Here is a 16,798-nt window from a genome sequence, read left to right as displayed (position 1 = left end):
CGCGCATGACAGATGAATTGAAGACAGACGAAACGGTCAGCTTTGGCTTCGAAGAGGTCTCACCCGAGGAGAAAGTCTCCCGCGTGAGGGGCGTCTTCGCGTCGGTTGCGAGCCGCTACGACGTGATGAACGACCTCATGTCGGCGGGCGTCCACCGGCTCTGGAAGCATGACACAATCGCCAAACTGAACCCGCAGGCAGGCGAGCGACTGCTGGATGTCGCAGGCGGCACAGGCGACCTGGCCAAGGCCTTTGTAGATAGGGCTGACAAGGCAGGCCGCCGCCGCGCCCGCAATTCAGAGGCAAGCGCCATTGTCTGCGATATCAACGAAGCCATGCTCAATGCCGGGCGTGCGCGCCGCGATATGGCCGCCTATCAGAACCGGCTGGACTGGGTCTGCGGCGACGCGCAGGCGCTTCCCTTCGAAGACCGCAGTTTCGATGCGCTTTCCATCGCTTTCGGTATCCGTAACGTCGCAGACAGGGTCGCTGCGCTGTCAGAGTTCCGGCGCGTCCTGAAGCCGGGCGGCCGTCTGGCTGTGCTGGAGTTCAGCCATATGACGGCGCCGGCGCTTCAGAAGATGTATGACGCTTATAGTTTCAGCGTCATTCCAAAGCTTGGTGAGATCGTCGCCTCTGACAGGGAGTCCTATCAGTATCTGGTAGAATCGATCCGGCGCTTTCCGAAACAGGAAGAGTTCAGAAAAGAATTGGACACAGCCGGTTTCTCGGCTGTGTCCGTTACGAATTTCTCAGGTGGGATTGCTGCCCTTCATTTTGGATGGGCAGCTTGAGACGTCTAGTTGTCGGGCGTGTTCATCGACATGCCGTCCTCGTCGACGGAGATCGATATATCGGCCTCATCGCCTGCGCCGCTGCTTGGCTGGCCGGCGAAATACCAGACGCCGAAGCCGATGACGGCGACGAGAAGTGCACCGACGAGAAAATAGAGGGCTCCGTTACCCGATTGAGTATTGTCAGCCATATGTCATCTCCTTGTTGTGGCGATCAAAACGCCGCTGCAGGGAAGCGGTTCCCCAATCGTGGAGACTTTGATTGCTGAGAGCGCTTGCTGATTATGGGCGGCTGATGCGGGCAGGCACGGCGCTTGTCCGTCATGACGTCATCCTGCCCGGTGAATACCAGACACGGCTGCCGCTGCCCGCGAGGCTCGCGGGGCGCGTGTTCCGCGTGTTCGGTGGACGTGCAACCGGGCGCCCGGGGGAGCGACTTGCGAGCGCGCTCGAAAAGCTCGGCCCGGCCTATATCAAGCTTGGGCAGTTCCTTGCGACCCGGCCCGATGTGTTTGGCGCCGATGTCGCCCAGGACCTGTCGCGCCTGAAAGACAAGCTCGACCCTTTCAGCATGGACGAGGCCCGCCAAATTCTGGCAGAAGAGTTTGGCCGCGAGGAAGCTGAAAGCCTGTTTGCTGGCCTCGGAGAGCCGGTCGCCGCCGCCTCGCTGGCGCAGGTTCACAGGCTGGAAACGTCCGATGGGCCACGCGCCGTCAAGATCCTCCGGCCGGGCGTTGAAGTCCTGATCTACCGCGAACTGAGGGCGATCCGCCGCGCCGCGCGCACAGTTGAGCGGGCTTCAGTGGAGAGCCGCCGTCTTGAGCCGGTGGCCTTCACTGAAACGGTCGCAAGCTCCATGGAGAAGGAGCTCGACTTTCGCCTTGAGGCAGGCGGGGCCGACCAGATGCGCGCGATCTCGCAGGATGATGACTGGTTCCGCGTGCCGGCGATCGACTGGGACAGGACAGCCCAGCGCGTGCTGACGATGGACTGGGTCGAGGGCATCCCCCTGACCCGGCCGGAGGCGCTGGACCAGAAGGGCCTGGAGCGTGTGGCCCTTGCCAACAAGATCACGCGCGGTTTCCTCTCCCATGCAATCGGTCACGGCGTCTTCCATGCCGACATGCATGAGGGCAATATTCTCATCCTGCCGGACAATGAGGTCGGACTGGTGGATTTTGGCCTCATCGGCCGCATTGGCCTCAATGAACGCCGTTTCCTGGCAGAAATCCTGTGGGGGTTCATCCGGCGCGACTATCAACGGGTCGCCGAAGTGCATTTCGAGGCAGGCTATGTGCCGCCAAATCAGTCGGTTGGCGAATTTGCGCAGGCCCTCCGATCCATCGGGGAGCCGATCCACGGCAAGCCGGCCGAGGATGTCTATATGGGACGCATCCTGCTTCAGCTGATGGACTATACGCGGACTTTCGGCATGCGCCTTAGACCAGAGCTGGTCCTCTTGCAGAAGACGATGGTGCAAGTCGAAGGCGTCGCCCGCTCCATCGATCCCAAACACGATATCTGGAAAGCCGCGGAGCCGATCGTGAAGGGCTGGATTACCCAGAATTTCGGCCCGGCACGGGCCGCGAAACTTGCTGCAGGCCAAGTGCGTGAAGTGACCGACCGATTGAAGCGCCTGCCACATGTCATGGACGCCTTTGAGACTTTTCTGGAGCGTGACCGCGCTGCCGAACTCGAGGCAGCGAGACGATCCGGCCCACCCTGGTGGGCGTGGTTCGGGCTGACAATCAGCCTTGCGGCCATTGCGGGACTAACGATTACGCAATTCGCGTAGAACGAGAATTGGCTGTGCGGGCACTGCTTTCGTGATAGGTTAACGACTGATTAACCAACACATCCTGATCGCAAGTTCCGGAGAGCCGACCCATGAAATATCTCGCTGCTTTTGCTGCCATCCTGTTCCTGCCAGCCATTCCAGCAGCCTCGGCCCAGTCCTACGGATGTTCTGAGCTAAGCGGTGGTTCATACGCTGAGATCTGTGGGTCGTCAGGGTCTGCGATGAAGATCATCCGGGTCGAACGACAGGCGCGTGGGCATCCGGTCTCAACCGGCCATCACGCCTCGAGCGCCTATGTGGACACCCATACAAGCTCTCAAGTGAACCGGCATCCGGGCGCGTACGCGCATGAGGCGAACCGGTATCATGGCTATCCGGTACGCCATGCCGACCGGGCAGCGACAAGCTATGGCTTTGAGTGGTGGGCCTCCGACAGATATTATGGCCGCCAGCACTATCCAGTGTCGGCCTACCGCACGCACCAGCCGGTGCGCCATGGACATAATGTCAGCGTCTATCATGGCCAGGCAGCCACGCCGTGCAGCTACCACGCAGCGCGCCCGGCCGTGACGCGGACGTATACGGGCTGTCCATCGGCGGGTTACCAGACCAGCCAGCGGGTCACGACATATTCCGCGCCTGTGACGCATTCTTCGAGGGCAGGCTATGCGTCGACAACTTACGCGTCCTCGCACCCTTCGCATGAGTATGAGTATGAATATGACTACGCGTACGAAGATGACTATGCGCCGGTCGTTGCGCGCAGTTCCGGGTATTGCGCGCAGGACATCACCAGGTTGAGAGACGACCGCGATGGCCGCGAGCGCTACGAGGTCTGCTACCGCGATCTGTCGCCCGTTGTCGATCAGGACCGGGTCGAGATCCTGTATTCGCGCATCGCGCAAGCCGCAGACCAGGCGTGCGACGTTAATCGCGGCTCGCGGCTCTACAACCGCGCCGCGCGGCGCTGTGAAGACGACGCCGTCGAGCGCGCCGTTTACGACACCGGTCTGGAGGCGCTGCAACGCTATCACCTGATCCGCACAGGTCAGGGCACGCCGCGCGTGACGGTCGGCCCGCTGCGCCGATACTGATCGGTACACCGGGTCCGCGCGTGAATTCCTCGCAGGCGCCGTCGATTTGTAAACCAAATCCGTGTTAGGGAGAGACCGGATAACCGGACACCCTTTCATGAGCAGCAATCGCATTCTTCTCATCATCGGCGGCGGCATTGCGGCCTACAAGTCGCTGGAGCTGATCCGCGCGCTCGCAAAGCGCGGCGTCGCCACACGCTGTATCCTGACCAATGGCGGATCGCATTTTGTGACGCCTTTGTCTGTCTCCGCGCTCTCTGGCGACAAATGCTACGGCGATCTCTTCAGCCTCGATGACGAGGCAGAAATGGGCCATATCGAGCTCTCGCGGTCTGCTGACCTCGTTGTTGTCTGTCCGGCGACCGCTGACCTCCTCGCCAAGGCGGCGGGCGGTCACGCGAATGATCTTGCGTCCACCACGCTGATGGCGACCGACAAGCCGGTTCTCATGGTCCCTGCCATGAATGTGCGGATGTGGGAGCATGCAGCGACGCAGCGCAATGTTGCGACGCTTCGCGGCGACGGAGTCGATGTGATGGAGCCGGATACAGGCACGATGGCCTGCGGCGAGTTTGGCCCGGGCCGTCTGCCTGAGGTCGATGTGATTGCAGACCGTATCGAGGCGAGCCTTGAACGCCTGACAGGCCCAAAGCCACTGAAAGGCCGGCATGCCCTTTTGACGGCCGGTCCGACGCGTGAGCCGCTGGACCCGGTGCGCTACCTCTCTAATCATTCTTCCGGCAAACAGGGCTATGCGATTGCGCGTGCCTTGGCCGATCTCGGCGCACGTGTGACGCTGGTCTCTGGTCCGGTGGCGCTTCCTGCGCCGCGCGGGGTGGATGTCGTTCAGGTCGAAACCGGCCGTCAGATGCTGGCGGCGTGCGAAGCGGCACTTCCAGCTGATGTCTTCATCTCAGTCGCTGCGGTGGCTGACTGGCGCCCGTCGAGCCCGGCCGACCGAAAGCTCAAGCTGAAAGACGAAGGCAAAGGGCCGCCAGCGCTTTCGCTGACGGAAAATCCCGACATCTTGCTGACGATTTCGGGCATGGCAGAGAGCCGCCCGGAGCTGGTTATCGGGTTTGCGGCTGAAACCGACATGGTCGAGGAAAATGCCCAGCGTAAACGAGCCCGGAAGGGCTGCGACTGGATTGTCGCCAATGATGTGTCCGGCGATGTGATGGGCGGGTCCGAAAACGAAATCGCGCTCGTGACCGAAGCAGGGGTGGAGAATTGGCCACGCATGGGCAAGGACGCCGTTGCGCGTCAGCTGGCAGAGCGGATCGCCAGGAAATTTTCGGGCCCTGGCAAACAGAAAATCGCTGCGGAATAATTTTGCAGACGTAGCAACATAGCTGGCCTCTACCTCACGGTGAGCCGAAAAACACCACAAAATCAAAACACATCCCCACTGCACACGTGAGGAACGAAAAGCGTTGACACCAGTTTGATAAACCGCGTGATAAGAAATTATTCGTCATTCTCAATCTAGACTCGAACTTGCGGAAATCTGGACGAACCTATGAAGCTCATTATTGGCTATTTCGCTCTGATCGTTGTCCTTCTGGCGAGCCTCTCGGTGTTTGCAAACGCCCAGGCGTCTGCCAGGGCTGAGGCTGACGAAGCGATCACGGATCCGGCGCTGCAACAGGCGCCTACGGAGGCCGACGCGCAACGTCTGCCGGATAATGATGTGATTGCCTACACCATCTAAACTGTTTCGAGTTGACAGCCGGTTGCGACTCCGGCGCTTTGCGTTTCATGCAAGAGATCAAAGTCGCCGTCAGAACGCTGCCCCATTTCGAGGGCCTCCCTTTTCCGAGATATGAAACCGAAGGCGCCGCCGGCATGGATGTCCGCGCGGCCTATGCGGAGGGCGACGGTTTTGAGCTGAAGCCCGGTGAGCGGACCATGGTGCCGACAGGTCTTTCTGTGGCTATCCCTGAAGGCTTCGAAATCCAGATGCGGCCACGGTCGGGCCTTGCCGCCAAACACGGCCTTACCTGTCTCAATAGCCCTGGTACGATCGACAGCGACTATCGCGGTGAACTCAAAGTCATTCTGATCAATCACGGCAGCGAGACCTTTCACATCGCGCGGGGGGAGCGGATCGGTCAGATGGTTCTGGCACCGGTCACGCGGCTTGCCTGGGAAGAAGTTGCAGACCTGCCGGAAACCATGCGCGGCGAAGGTGGCTTCGGGTCCACGGGACGTTGACGCACAGGAATGGTGAGGTCGTTTTTTCCTTGAATAAGTGAAGCCCACGTCTTATTATCGAATTACGATAAATAGTCTAGAAGGGTCGGACTTATGGAAATCAATAGCCCATTCACAATGGTCGTCATCATCGTGCTCGTTTGCGTCGGTGCTGGCGTGATCAACAATTATCTCAAGGTGAAGTCTGACCGCGAAGATGGCGCAACCAACCAGGCCGATCTCGACAAGATGCGTATGGAAGTCGAGCGGCTGAAAGATCGCGTGCGCGTTCTCGAAACTATTGCGACGGACAAGGACCAGCGCCTCAGCGAGGAAATCCGCAAGCTCGCCTAATCCGGCCGGTCAGATCAGCACGCTGTCATCCTTGGCGAATTTTGCCAGCAGATAGGCGTCCGTTTCCTCGATCGCTTCGAGCTTGCCAAAGGCAAAAGCATTGCGATCGATCACCATATCGCGCGGGCGCAGCGGCCGGGAAATCTCCAGACCCTCAAGACTGCGCGCCCGCGAAAAGGCAACATAGGCTTGGCCGTGGGCGAACATGCCCCGATCAAAGTCGATGAACACCCTGTCCAGCGTCAGCCCCTGCGCCTTGTGGATTGTCACCGCATAGGCAAGCCGCAGCGGGACCTGTTTAAAGGTGCCGACCACCTCGCGTGAGACTTTCTTGGTCTCCGGGTCGAGGGAGTATTTGTATTTTTCCCAGGCAGCTGGCTCGATTTCATGGATATGGCCATCCAGCTCGACCCAGACATTGTCTCCCTTGAAGCCCTCCACCGTGGCGAGCGATCCGTTCACCCAGCGCCCTTCAGGGTCATTTTTGATGAGCATGACCCGCGCCCCCTTTTTGAGCTCGAGATCAGCCTCTGTCGGGAAGGATTTCTCATCGAACTGACCCTGCACATTGGCTTCAAACTCATGCGACTTGCCGGGCAGGTCAGCCAGGCGTGCCTGGTTGATGCGGAAGGCATTGGCATTGTTCGGTGTCAGCACGACATGGGTTTCGCTCGCCTGCACGGCGGTGCGCCCTGAGACGGCATCCTGAAGCAGGCGTTCATCTGTCGGAGCAAGCCTGCCCTGACGCATCGCGCCAAGCAGCGCCAGAAAGCGCGGGTCTTCCTGGCGGAACACGTGCTTCAGCGCGAGCAGCGCGAACTCGGCCTGCTTGAACCCTGGCGCATTGAAGAAATAATGCCCGCCATAACGCTCATTCAGGATTTCCGCTTCCTCACCGCGCGCGACGGGCGGCAGCTGGTGGAGGTCGCCCGACAGGATCATTCGCACGCCGCCAAAGGGACGCTTGTTTCCGCGGTTGAGCTGCAGGCTCTTGTCGATCGCATCCAGCATGTCGGCGCGGACCATCGAAATCTCATCGATGATCATCGTCTCGATGGCCTTGATGAGGCGCGCGCCCCGGACCCGCTTGATATCGCTCTCCTCGATCAGGCGCGGCGGAAACTTGAAGAAGGAGTGGATCGTCTGGCCGCCTGCATTCATGGCGGCGACGCCGGTCGGGGCAAGAACGACGGTGTTCTCGCCAGATTCCATAAGGAAGCGCCGCAACATGGTCGTCTTGCCGGTGCCGGCCCGGCCCGTGAGGAACAGATTACCCTGCGCGCCTGCGCCTTTCGCGACCCATTCGGCGGGCGCGGCATAGACAGTATCGGGCAGGTTCTGGGTGTCTGAAATTTGCATTTCACGTAGCCTTAAACGCATCCGGCCTGCTAAGCGAGGGGATGGCTCTCACTCCAGAACAGCTTGACCGGCACAAGCGTCATATCCTGCTGAAAGAAATTGGCGGACCGGGCGTGCAGAAGCTGCTCGCCGCCAAAGTGTCGATCATTGGTGCAGGCGCGCTTGGCGGGCCGTGCGCCATGTATCTATCAGCCGCCGGGGTTGGTGAGATCGAGCTTTGGGACGGTGACACGGTCGAGCGGTCAAACCTGCAGCGCCAGATCCAGTTCACGGAAGCGGATCTCGATAAGTCCAAGGTCGATGTATTGGCTTCAAGGCTGAAGGCGGGGGCGCCTGATAACAGCGTCCGCACCCAGAAGCGCAGATGGGGTGTCGCCCATGCGCTCTCTGGCGAGATCATCATCGATGCGACTGACAATTACGAGACGCGGTTCGAGCTCAATCAGGTGGCCCATGCCAGTGGCCGTGTCCTCGTGTCGGGCGCGGCCACCCGCTGGTCGGGGCAGGTATCTGTCTTTGCATCCGGCGTGGTGGCCGGTGCGCCCTGCTATCAATGTTTCGTGCCGCAGCCACCGCCTGACGCAGAAGCCTGCGAGGATGTCGGCGTGGTGGGCCCGGTGACGGGGATCGTCGGCTCAAACATGGCGCTGGAGGCCATGAAGATCATAACCGGTGCAGGCAAGCCAATGATCGGGAAGATCGGTCTGATCGATGGCTTGGGCGGGATGACGCGCCAGATAGGTCTGCCGCGTGACCCCGCCTGTCCGGTCTGCGGTGAGGCGCCCTGAAGAGGCGCCTCACAACTTTTGCTAGCTGGAGAGGTCGGCATAGATGAGCGCGGTAAACCGCTCAGCGTCGATGAAGGCCCAGCCCCAGTCGTCAGACCATGGCGCAAGTGGGTCGGTGGCCTGCACATCTACCAGCGACTTTCCGCCCTCCATGGCCTCATCCACCGCAACCACCGCAGCGACCATCATATCGCGCAGCGCCTTGATGTCGGCGCGCGTCGCTTCGGGACCATGGCCCGGAATGATGCGCGTCTCATCATCGGCAAGGTCATGAAGCTTCGAGAGTGCCTTGATGTAGCCTGCGAAGGTGCCACCGCTCCAGACGTCGACGAACGGGAACCGGCCGTTGAACATGACGTCGCCGGTATGGAGGATATTGGCTTCCTCGAAATAGACCGCTGAGTCGCCGTCGGTGTGCGCATCCGGCAGGTGGAGGATGTGGATCGTCTGTCCGTTAAGATAGACGCGCATCTCCTCGGAATAGGAGACGACCGGCCAGGCGGCCTCATCGGCTGGCGGGATGATTTGTGTCTCACCGCCCATTGCGCGTGTATTCTCACTGGTCAGTCGGGTGCGAACCTCATCATGGGCAAGGATCGTGGCACCGGTTTCGGCCATCGGGACGTTCCCACCTGTATGGTCGCCGTGCCAGTGCGTGTTCAGGAGAAAGCGGATGTCGGTCTCGCCTGCAACCTCTTCGATGGCCGAGAGAAGACCAGGCGCCATGTCGGCATACTGGCTGTCGACAACCAAGGTGCCTTCACCGCCTGAGAGGACGCCGACATTCCCGCCGCGGCCTGTCAGCATGTAGATGCCGCTGCCAAGGTCGGTCGTTTCGACCGGCGTCGGGCCAGCCGTCTGTGCCGTCTGGCCCTGCGGACCGTGCGCCATTGCTGGGGCCGCGCCAGCAAGTCCGAGCGCGATAAGGCCGAGCCCGCGCAGTCCAGATGTTCTGATTTTCATGATTATACGTCTCCCACGATCTTTACAGGAGACTAGTTGCGTCGCGGCGCGGCCGCGTCAATGCCAGGGTCGGCCGATAAATGGACTAGGCGGCCGATGCTTTCGCAGCTTCCGGGCAGAGTATCTTGGCGATCTCGGTCTTGGTCGCCGCCTGGCGAAGGGCATCGCGGAGATTTGGCTGGCGGAGGGTCCGGCTCACCTGAGCCAGGGCGCGCAGATGGTCGGCGCCAGAGCCAACAGGTGCGATCAGCATGAAGATGAGGTCGCAGGGGCGTTCATCGACAGCATCGAAATCGACGCCGGTTTCCAGGCGCACAAAGCCACCGATCGGGCGGCTGAGCCTTTCGATACGGGCATGCGGAATGGCAACGCCTTCGCCAACACCAGTCGAGCCAAGACGCTCGCGTTCTAGCACCGCGTCAAAAATGTCTCGCTGCTCAAGCTTGGTCTTTGCCGCCAAGGCCTGGCTAAGCAGGGTCAATGCCTGTTTTCGGCTGTCGGCTGAGGCAGGATCAAGAATGACCCCTTCATCGAGAAGGCTTGTAAGATCAGTCGCCATAACGCGTCCGGATGTTCTGTCAGGATTTACTGTCGGTGGCCGGGTCGACCCAGCCGATATTACCATCTGCACGCCTGTAAACCATGTTTAGACCAGAGTGTTTTGCATTCCGGAACATGACTGCTGGGGCATCGGCAAGTTCAAGCTGAAGGACAGCCGCCGAGACTGTCATCGTGCGAATTTGTGCAGCAGCTTCTGCCACAATTACGGGCGCGTCGCCGTCTTCGCCGGTTTCAGCCGGGTCTTCGTCTTCACCTTCGGGCGAGCCCTTGAGGACGAAGCTGGAAGCAGGTTCGCTTGGGAACGGGGTCTGCCCGTTCTTGTGATGATCCTTGAGGCGGCGCTTGTATCGGCGCACGCGTTTCTCGATCTTGTTCAGCGCTTCATCGAGCGCAACGTAAGGATCGACCGCTTTGCCCGTTGATTGGAGGATGATTCCAGACGGCAAATGAATATTGCAATCGATTTCTGTTTCGTGGCCATTCGGGCTGACGGTGACGTGACCGTCAAATTCCCGGTCGAAATATTTAGTGACGGCTGCTTCAAGACCCGTTTCGATCCGCGCCTTGAGCGCTTCACCGAGGTCCATCTTCCGTCCTGCTATTTTTATCTGCACGGAACTCTCCGATAATGAGGTTCTAGTATAACGCCTCAGACAGGGATTGCGAGGCGTCGGCTCCTAAAATTGGGGAAAGCGTGAGTCAATGACCCGGGCACAGGGCTGAAGTATCAGGCGGTGGCCCGAAGCTGCCGGCGGCGTTGGACACTGGAAGGTATGTGCAGGCTCTCGCGGTATTTCGCGACCGTGCGCCGGGCGATCTCAATCCCAAATTCGGTAAGTATTTCAACGATCTTGTCGTCTGAAAGGACGTTCGCGCCCTCATCGTCGATCAGTTGCTTGATACGGTAGCGGACAGCCTCGGCAGAGTGGGCATCGCCGCCAGCGGTCCCCGGGATTGAGGCAGAGAAGAAATATTTGAGCTCAAACAGGCCCCGCGGTGTCCCCATGTATTTGTTGGAGGTCACGCGGCTGACTGTGGACTCGTGCATCTCGATGGCGTCTGCGACCTGCTTGAGGTTAAGCGGCCTCAGATGGGCAACGCCGTGCGCGAAGAAGGCGTCTTGCTGGCGCACGATTTCGCTGGAGACCTTGAGAATTGTCCGGGCCCGTTGGTCCAGAGACTTGATGAGCCAGGAGGCGTTTTGCGCGCATTCGGAAATGAACTCTTTTTCCGTATCGCGCATCGGCAAGGCGCTCACTTCGGCATAATAGGCCTTGTCCATCAGAACGCGTGGCAACGTCTCCGAATTGAGTTCGACAGCGAACATGCCGTTCGGCATCTCGCGAACGAAGACATCAGGGGCGACGGCAATTGTCGTGCCGCTGGCGAAGGCTGACCCAGGGCGCGGGGTGAGCGCGCGCAGCTCTGCGATCATGTCGAGGACATCATCCTTGTCGACGCCGCAGATGTCGCAAAGCGCCTTGATGTCATGCTTGGCGACTAGATCGAGGTTCTCGACAAGGGTCTGCATTGCAGGATCGAGGCGGTTGCGATCACGAAGCTGTAGCGCCAGGCATTCGCTGATGCTGCGGGCCATGACGCCGACAGGCTCGAAGCCCTGACAGACCAAGAGGACCGCTTCGACATTTGCCGTATCGGCGCCCAGCGCGGCGGCAACCTCATCGAGGTCTGTGGTACAATAGCCAGCTTCGTCGGTCTCATCGACTAGACGGGCAGCGATCAACTGGTCTGCCTGCGAGAGGCCTGACATGGAAATCTGTTTGTGGAGATGCTCATGCAGGGTCGCCTCAGAGCTCAGCGAGCCTTCGAAGTCATAGTCATCGCCAGAAAAGCTGCCACCTGCGCCGGCTTGGGACCAGTCGGTGCGGGCTGACGGGCCTGACATCTCATTGGCTGTTGTTGCGCTGTCGGATGTAGTGCCGCCATCGTAGAGGTCTTCCTTGGGCGCATCCATCGCTTCGCGCGCTTCGTGCATGCCCGAATTATCGTCGAGGTTCAGCTCATCGCGCTTGGTCGTGCGCTCGACCTTGTCGCGGTCGCTTTCATCCCGGTCGCTAGTCTCGCCATGCTCCAGCAGGGGATTGCGCTCGATCTCGGCCTCAACGAACTCCGAGAGTTCGATGTTCGACAGCTGCAAAAGCTTGATCGCTTGCTGCAATTGCGGGGTCATCACCAGGGACTGGCCCTGGCGCATGTCGAGACGTTGTGAAATAGCCATTGGCGTTACGCAGCAAAACGCTCGCCGAGATAGACCCTGCGCACATCCTCGTTGGACAGAACATCCTGTGGTGTGCCTTCGAACAGCACGCCACCATCATAGATGATAGATGCCCGGTCCACGATCTGAAGCGTCTCTCGCACCTGGTGGTCAGTAATCAGAACGCCTAGTCCGCGTTGCTTGAGATAACCAACCAGATCGGAAATATCCGACACGGCGAGGGGGTCGATACCGGTAAACGGTTCGTCCAGAAGCATGAAACTGGGTCTGGATGCGAGTGCCCTGGCAATTTCGACACGCCGACGTTCACCCCCGGAAAGGGATGTAGCCGGCTGGTCCCGAAGATGTCCAATGTGCAGCTCGTCCAGCAGGGCTTCGACTTCCTGTTTGCGGGCGACCTTGTCCTTTTCCACGAGTTCGACAACGGAGAGAATATTTTCCTCAACGCTCATCCCGCGAAAAATGGAGGCCTCCTGCGGCAGGTAACCGACGCCCAGGCGTGCGCGCTGATACATGGGGAGGCTTGTTACATCCGCCCCGTCGATCTCGATCGTACCGGCATCAGCGCCGATAAGACCCATGATCATGTAGAAACACGTGGTTTTGCCCGCACCGTTCGGTCCGAGCAGACCCACAATCTCTCCACGCTGCAGCGAGAGGGAAACGTCTTTGACGACCGTGCGCTTGCCAAAAGACTTGGCAAGTCCATGCGCTACGAGTCCTGTAGCTGCTGTGGTCATAAAACTATTCCCTTGCTTGGCGCGATAGATTGCCGCCCGAATAAACCCTTAGGCCAACAGGCTTAATATCGGTTTAGACGGTCCCGCTCAATTTGATGCTTCTGTCTCTTCCTCGCTTGTTGCCTCTTCGGCGGCAGGCGCGGTTTCAGCTGTTGCGGCGGCAGTGTTCTCGCGTGGCGTGATATTGAACTGCACCTGTCCGTCGCCGCCATCAAGGGTCGTGCGGCCTTCTTCCAGGCGCATGACAAGGCGGCGTCCGGTCGCGACATCCTCGCCGCGGACAAGAACAACATCGCCGGTCAGTGTAATCGTATCGGCCTCGGCGTCATAGGTGCCGACATCGCCGGTCGCTTTCAGATCTGGCGTGACGTAGAAAACCTCGCCCTCTGCGACCATGGACTGGATATCGCCAAAACCGCCCATGCCGGTGGACTGTTCGCCCTGGCCCGGACCATAATTAAGGGTCACGCGGTCGGCGCGCAGCCGGGCTGTGCCCTGCATGATATCGACATTGTCGATCAGCACGACCTGACGCTGGCGCTCCATGACCTCGCTGGTGTCCGCATTGACGCGGATCGGGCCGCCCTCTCCAGAAATCTGGGCAGCTGCCATCGGCGCTGCAAGGATCGCGACGGCCATGAACATGGTCAGACGTCTTGTCATTCGGTTTCTACTCCTCATCGCCAGCTGGCGTATCTGTACGCTGGGCCGGCAGGTTTTCTGGTGCGTCGCGCCCACCCGGGAAGATCGTCATGTTGACGTTCCCGCGGCAGCGCAGATTATCGCCGTCATCCACAATCTCATACGTGTCGCAGGTCACATCGCCAAGGGGGCCGGTTCCGACGAGCGGATCAATTCCATCGACCCGGCCTTCTTCAATGAACATCTTGGCAGCTGTGGACCGAAAATCGTAGCCCTTGGCATCTGTCAGGCGCACATCCTCAAACAGGGCGAGGGTCTGCTCGGTCTGATCAAAAAGCCCTGAAGGCGCATTGATTTCCGTGCCGTTCTCGGTGACGAGCCGAGGGTTGAGCAGGTCGATTTTTTCGGGGTCGCCGCGCTGACGCTGGGCCGTATCGGCTGTGATCTCCACCGTGCGCCCGGCGCTGTCGCGCCCGGTGAAGCGGGCATTTACCATGGTCACGACTTCGTCGGCGGTCAGCTGCTCGATTTGCCCGGGGCCGCGCGCGACAGCGTTTGCGGCAAGATGGCCGACCATGATGCCTGCAGCGATGGCGGCGCCCGCTGTAAATCCGAGACGCAGCATTCCGACCAGCGACGAGCGCCGCCGCGCCTGTGCCAGGGTCATCTGGCGGCGCGGCTCCCAGAGACTGAGGGCGCTATGCGAGTCTATAGCCAAGTAATTCGCTGTCCTGTTTTCATTCCTGTCCCCCCGGCAGGTTCCTTCGCGTCATTCTATGCCGAAGAAATACGGCGATAGTCTGTCGTCTCAGCTATGAGCAAAGATGTCGGAGTCGCCCCAGCCTTCAAGGTCTAGTTGTGCCCGCACCGGCAGAAAGTCGAAACAGGCCTGTGCAAGGTCCAGTCGGTTCTCACGTTTGAGCATATCTTCAAGGCCCGACTTGATGGCATGCAGGTGCAGAACGTCGCTCGCACAATATTGCAGCTGCGCATCTGTGAGTTTTGCCGCGCCCCAGTCCGATGACTGCTGGGCTTTCGACATATCCACGCCAGCGATCTCGCGTGCGACGTCTTTCAGTCCGTGCCTGTCGGTATAGGTCCGGCAGAGTTTCGAGGCGATCTTGGTGCACCAGATTGGTGTGCAGTCGATGCCCAGCCAGTGCTTCATCATCGCGACGTCGAAACGGGCAAAGTGGAAGAGCTTGAGCTTCGACGTGTCGGCCATCATCGCTTTGAGGTTCGGGCAATCAAAGCTGCGGTCGAGCTGGACAACGTGTGCTGTGCCATCGCCGCTGGAGAGCTGGACCACGCAGAGCGCGTCGCGGAAAGGGTTGAGGCCCATCGCTTCGGTATCGACGGCGATTTCCCGGCCAAGATCAAGATCGCCGGGCAGGTCGCCTTGGTGCAAGGTGATGTTGTTCATGTGACCACGCCTTAGCCATTCTGGCACAAGACGCAAACCGTTAAGTGAAGTGGCATCTCATGGTTGGCGCGAGGCAGACCGGATATCCCGGTTGCGGTTGGCCATCTGGACGCTCACGACATAGGCCTTGTCCGACTGCATGCCCGCGAGGATCAGGCCTGCCTGATCGCTGTTCATGAGGCGAAGGAAGCCGGCGGCGAAGCCAGGATCCATCTGGTTGAAAATGAGCGCGGCCTGATCGGGCTTCATCGCGCTGTACATGTCGGTCAGATGCTCAAGATCGGCTTCTGCATTGACCGTCATCTTGTCCCAGCGTTCTTCCACAGCGGCCTGAAGTGCTGAAAGTTCATCAGCCTGGCGGCGAAGGTCGGCCTCGCGGGCCCGAAGGTCGATTTCGCGCTGCTGAAGGTCGGCACTGCGGGCCTGTAGTGCGCTCTGATCACTGGCGAGCGCTGCGGCCGCTTCGCCCGTGAGGCAGAATTCTGACGGGAGCGCTTTCAGCTGCTCTGTCGAGACGGCTGGTTGCAGGCTCGCCTGTTGCTGTGGGGCGTCTTCGGTTGAGGGGCTCAAAGCGGCTGGCACTGCCGCCTCCTCCGCCTGGTTCGTTTCCGGCGTGGTATTCTCTGCAGAGGCGAGCATGTCCGGCATGATACGCGTGATGCCGCCCACGGTGAAGAGGACGCCAAGCGTAATCAGGACATGCGTGCGTGCTTTTCCAGCCATCTTTCAGGTCCTAATTTGTGTTGCGTGTAACCCAGGCATCGTCGTCCTCGAAGAGGAAATCGCCGGACCGCGCGGCATTGCGCAGCCTGTCCTGGCGTGCGCGCATCTCTTCGATCAGCTGCTCCAGGCTGCCATCGGCAGTCGCTTCGGAGTGAACAAGTTCAGGCGCGGAGGGTGACCGGCTATCCATGCGTGCGCCCGCCTCAAGGCGCTGGATAAGATCTTCAAGGCGCTCGCAGGTCGCGTCGGCTTCCTTCATCAGCTTGCTGAGCCGGCTTGCCAGTTCGCCAGCCTGATTGCGGGTTTCCTGCGTTGCGGATGAGACGGCTGAGACCGATTTCGTCATCGCCATGATCGTCGCGCCAAGCCCGTCGCGGGTGTCCTGCAGAGACTTGAGGCGCCGCGAGAGCTGTACGCAATAGATGCAGGCCGCCAGTGAGACGAGGAAGAGCGCGATATCGATGGGCTGGATGTCTGGCATTGCGCTACCTCAACATGAATTCGGTAATCAGGACGCCGCGCGCACGGTCAGCCCCAAGCACAAGCTCAGCGCGGCGTGACAGCTGTTCCTTGAGATCTGGATAAAACGCTTCGGCCTCGAAGTCGGAAACATCGATTGCGCGCAGATAAGTGAGAAACGCGTCTGTCAGCATCGGCGCTGCGGTCTCGACGGCTCCGATCTCAGTCGCTGGGGTCATCACGACGGCGCGAAGTTTGACATAACGGCTGTCGGCACCGTTTCCGACCGTGATCAGCATGTCTTCAAGTTCGACATATCCGGTATCGCCGCTCGCCAGCGGTTGAGGGCCATGCGCGGTCTGGTCAGTGCCCGTGCAGACCGCTGATTCGGCAGCCTCCGATGGCGCCAGGAAATAAACCATCGCAAAGGATGCGGCCCCGCAAACGACGGCAAGAATTGCTGAACTAACAAGGAGGTTGCTGCCTTTCTGGGGCGCGCCCGTCTTGTCGGTATCTGTGTTGTCAGCGTGATCTGCGGCCATCAGCCCCTCGTGGTCATGCATCTGTCTACGCCGCTGCTTTAGTAAATTCCCGGTAAAGGAAGCGTTAATGATTTCGCCCGAAATATTAATCATTCCAGTTGGAGTAAAATTCAGAGTCGGGGCTGA

At 59.9% G+C, this 16,798-nt stretch carries 21 protein-coding genes; 8 read left to right on the top strand and 13 right to left on the bottom strand.

The genetic code is table 11. The annotated features are described in order from the left end of the window. Positions 1-5: 5 nt before the first annotated feature. Positions 6-794 (top strand): bifunctional demethylmenaquinone methyltransferase/2-methoxy-6-polyprenyl-1,4-benzoquinol methylase UbiE, encoded by a 789-nt coding sequence (ubiE, locus tag F550_RS0109830; protein ID WP_026180699.1) that lies wholly within the window; start codon positions 6-8, stop codon positions 792-794. Positions 795-799: 5 nt separating this feature from the next. On the opposite strand, the gene F550_RS0109825 is transcribed toward ubiE, so the two are convergent. Further along, positions 800-985: a hypothetical protein gene (locus F550_RS0109825; RefSeq protein WP_018148381.1), complete on the bottom strand. Its 186-nt coding sequence runs from the start codon at positions 983-985 to the stop codon at positions 800-802. 71 nt (positions 986-1,056) lie between these two features. Between F550_RS0109825 and ubiB the strand changes: the two genes are divergently transcribed. The 6 genes from ubiB to F550_RS0109795 all read left to right on the top strand — a co-directional run bounded on the left by ubiB (position 1,057) and on the right by F550_RS0109795 (position 6,233). Then, positions 1,057-2,589 (top strand): 2-polyprenylphenol 6-hydroxylase, encoded by a 1,533-nt coding sequence (gene ubiB / locus F550_RS0109820; RefSeq protein ID WP_018148380.1) that lies wholly within the window; start codon positions 1,057-1,059, stop codon positions 2,587-2,589. Between the two features lie 92 nt (positions 2,590-2,681). Beyond that, positions 2,682-3,686, top strand: a complete 1,005-nt coding sequence (locus F550_RS0109815; RefSeq protein WP_018148379.1) for a UrcA family protein — start codon at positions 2,682-2,684, stop codon at positions 3,684-3,686. 97 nt (positions 3,687-3,783) lie between these two features. Next, positions 3,784-5,016 carry a bifunctional phosphopantothenoylcysteine decarboxylase/phosphopantothenate--cysteine ligase CoaBC gene (gene coaBC, locus F550_RS0109810; protein ID WP_018148378.1) on the top strand — a complete coding sequence of 411 codons (1,233 nt, stop codon included), beginning with the start codon at positions 3,784-3,786 and terminating at the stop codon, positions 5,014-5,016. Between the two features lie 189 nt (positions 5,017-5,205). Beyond that, positions 5,206-5,397, top strand: coding sequence for a hypothetical protein (locus tag F550_RS0109805; protein WP_018148377.1), 192 nt, complete (start codon positions 5,206-5,208; stop codon positions 5,395-5,397). A 47-nt stretch (positions 5,398-5,444) separates the two neighbouring features. Continuing rightward, positions 5,445-5,900, top strand: a complete 456-nt coding sequence (gene dut, locus F550_RS0109800; RefSeq protein WP_018148376.1) for a dUTP diphosphatase — start codon at positions 5,445-5,447, stop codon at positions 5,898-5,900. A gap of 93 nt (positions 5,901-5,993) precedes the next feature. Beyond that, positions 5,994-6,233 carry a hypothetical protein gene (locus F550_RS0109795; protein WP_156807898.1) on the top strand — a complete coding sequence of 80 codons (240 nt, stop codon included), beginning with the start codon at positions 5,994-5,996 and terminating at the stop codon, positions 6,231-6,233. Between the two features lie 9 nt (positions 6,234-6,242). On the opposite strand, the gene F550_RS0109790 is transcribed toward F550_RS0109795, so the two are convergent. Continuing rightward, complete coding sequence (locus F550_RS0109790; protein WP_018148374.1) at positions 6,243-7,592, bottom strand: ATP-dependent DNA helicase; 1,350 nt, start codon at positions 7,590-7,592, stop codon at positions 6,243-6,245. A 41-nt stretch (positions 7,593-7,633) separates the two neighbouring features. Between F550_RS0109790 and F550_RS0109785 the strand changes: the two genes are divergently transcribed. After that, positions 7,634-8,380 (top strand): HesA/MoeB/ThiF family protein, encoded by a 747-nt coding sequence (locus F550_RS0109785; RefSeq protein WP_018148373.1) that lies wholly within the window; start codon positions 7,634-7,636, stop codon positions 8,378-8,380. A 21-nt stretch (positions 8,381-8,401) separates the two neighbouring features. Here the strand turns inward: F550_RS0109785 and F550_RS0109780 are convergent, their stop codons facing one another. From F550_RS0109780 to F550_RS0109730, 11 genes are all read right to left on the bottom strand, one after another. Continuing rightward, on the bottom strand, positions 8,402-9,343 hold the full coding sequence (locus F550_RS0109780) for an MBL fold metallo-hydrolase (protein WP_018148372.1): 942 nt from the start codon (positions 9,341-9,343) through the stop codon (positions 8,402-8,404). A gap of 85 nt (positions 9,344-9,428) precedes the next feature. After that, complete coding sequence (locus F550_RS0109775; RefSeq protein WP_018148371.1) at positions 9,429-9,902, bottom strand: PTS sugar transporter subunit IIA; 474 nt, start codon at positions 9,900-9,902, stop codon at positions 9,429-9,431. 19 nt (positions 9,903-9,921) lie between these two features. Continuing rightward, on the bottom strand, positions 9,922-10,518 hold the full coding sequence (gene hpf / locus F550_RS0109770) for a ribosome hibernation-promoting factor, HPF/YfiA family (RefSeq protein WP_026180697.1): 597 nt from the start codon (positions 10,516-10,518) through the stop codon (positions 9,922-9,924). A gap of 113 nt (positions 10,519-10,631) precedes the next feature. After that, positions 10,632-12,143 carry an RNA polymerase factor sigma-54 gene (gene rpoN, locus F550_RS0109765; RefSeq protein WP_026180696.1) on the bottom strand — a complete coding sequence of 504 codons (1,512 nt, stop codon included), beginning with the start codon at positions 12,141-12,143 and terminating at the stop codon, positions 10,632-10,634. Between the two features lie 5 nt (positions 12,144-12,148). Further along, on the bottom strand, positions 12,149-12,883 hold the full coding sequence (gene lptB / locus F550_RS0109760; RefSeq protein WP_018148368.1) for an LPS export ABC transporter ATP-binding protein: 735 nt from the start codon (positions 12,881-12,883) through the stop codon (positions 12,149-12,151). A gap of 87 nt (positions 12,884-12,970) precedes the next feature. Beyond that, entirely contained in the window at positions 12,971-13,546 is a 576-nt protein-coding gene (locus tag F550_RS0109755) for an LptA/OstA family protein (RefSeq protein ID WP_018148367.1), read from the bottom strand. Positions 13,547-13,553: 7 nt separating this feature from the next. Beyond that, entirely contained in the window at positions 13,554-14,192 is a 639-nt protein-coding gene (lptC, locus tag F550_RS17455) for an LPS export ABC transporter periplasmic protein LptC (RefSeq protein ID WP_156807897.1), read from the bottom strand. A gap of 141 nt (positions 14,193-14,333) precedes the next feature. Then, positions 14,334-14,948, bottom strand: a complete 615-nt coding sequence (locus F550_RS0109745; protein ID WP_018148365.1) for a ribonuclease D — start codon at positions 14,946-14,948, stop codon at positions 14,334-14,336. Between the two features lie 57 nt (positions 14,949-15,005). After that, on the bottom strand, positions 15,006-15,671 hold the full coding sequence (locus F550_RS18550) for a MotE family protein (protein ID WP_018148364.1): 666 nt from the start codon (positions 15,669-15,671) through the stop codon (positions 15,006-15,008). 10 nt (positions 15,672-15,681) lie between these two features. Beyond that, positions 15,682-16,152 (bottom strand): DUF6468 domain-containing protein, encoded by a 471-nt coding sequence (locus F550_RS0109735; RefSeq protein ID WP_018148363.1) that lies wholly within the window; start codon positions 16,150-16,152, stop codon positions 15,682-15,684. Positions 16,153-16,156: 4 nt separating this feature from the next. Next, complete coding sequence (locus F550_RS0109730) at positions 16,157-16,693, bottom strand: flagellar basal body-associated FliL family protein (RefSeq protein WP_018148362.1); 537 nt, start codon at positions 16,691-16,693, stop codon at positions 16,157-16,159. Between the last annotated feature and the right edge of the window lie 105 nt (positions 16,694-16,798).

The sequence above is a fragment of the Henriciella marina DSM 19595 genome (genome assembly GCF_000376805.1).
Taxonomy (GTDB): Bacteria; Pseudomonadota; Alphaproteobacteria; order Caulobacterales; family Hyphomonadaceae; genus Henriciella; species Henriciella marina.
This window is presented reverse-complemented; position numbering and strand designations above follow the sequence as displayed.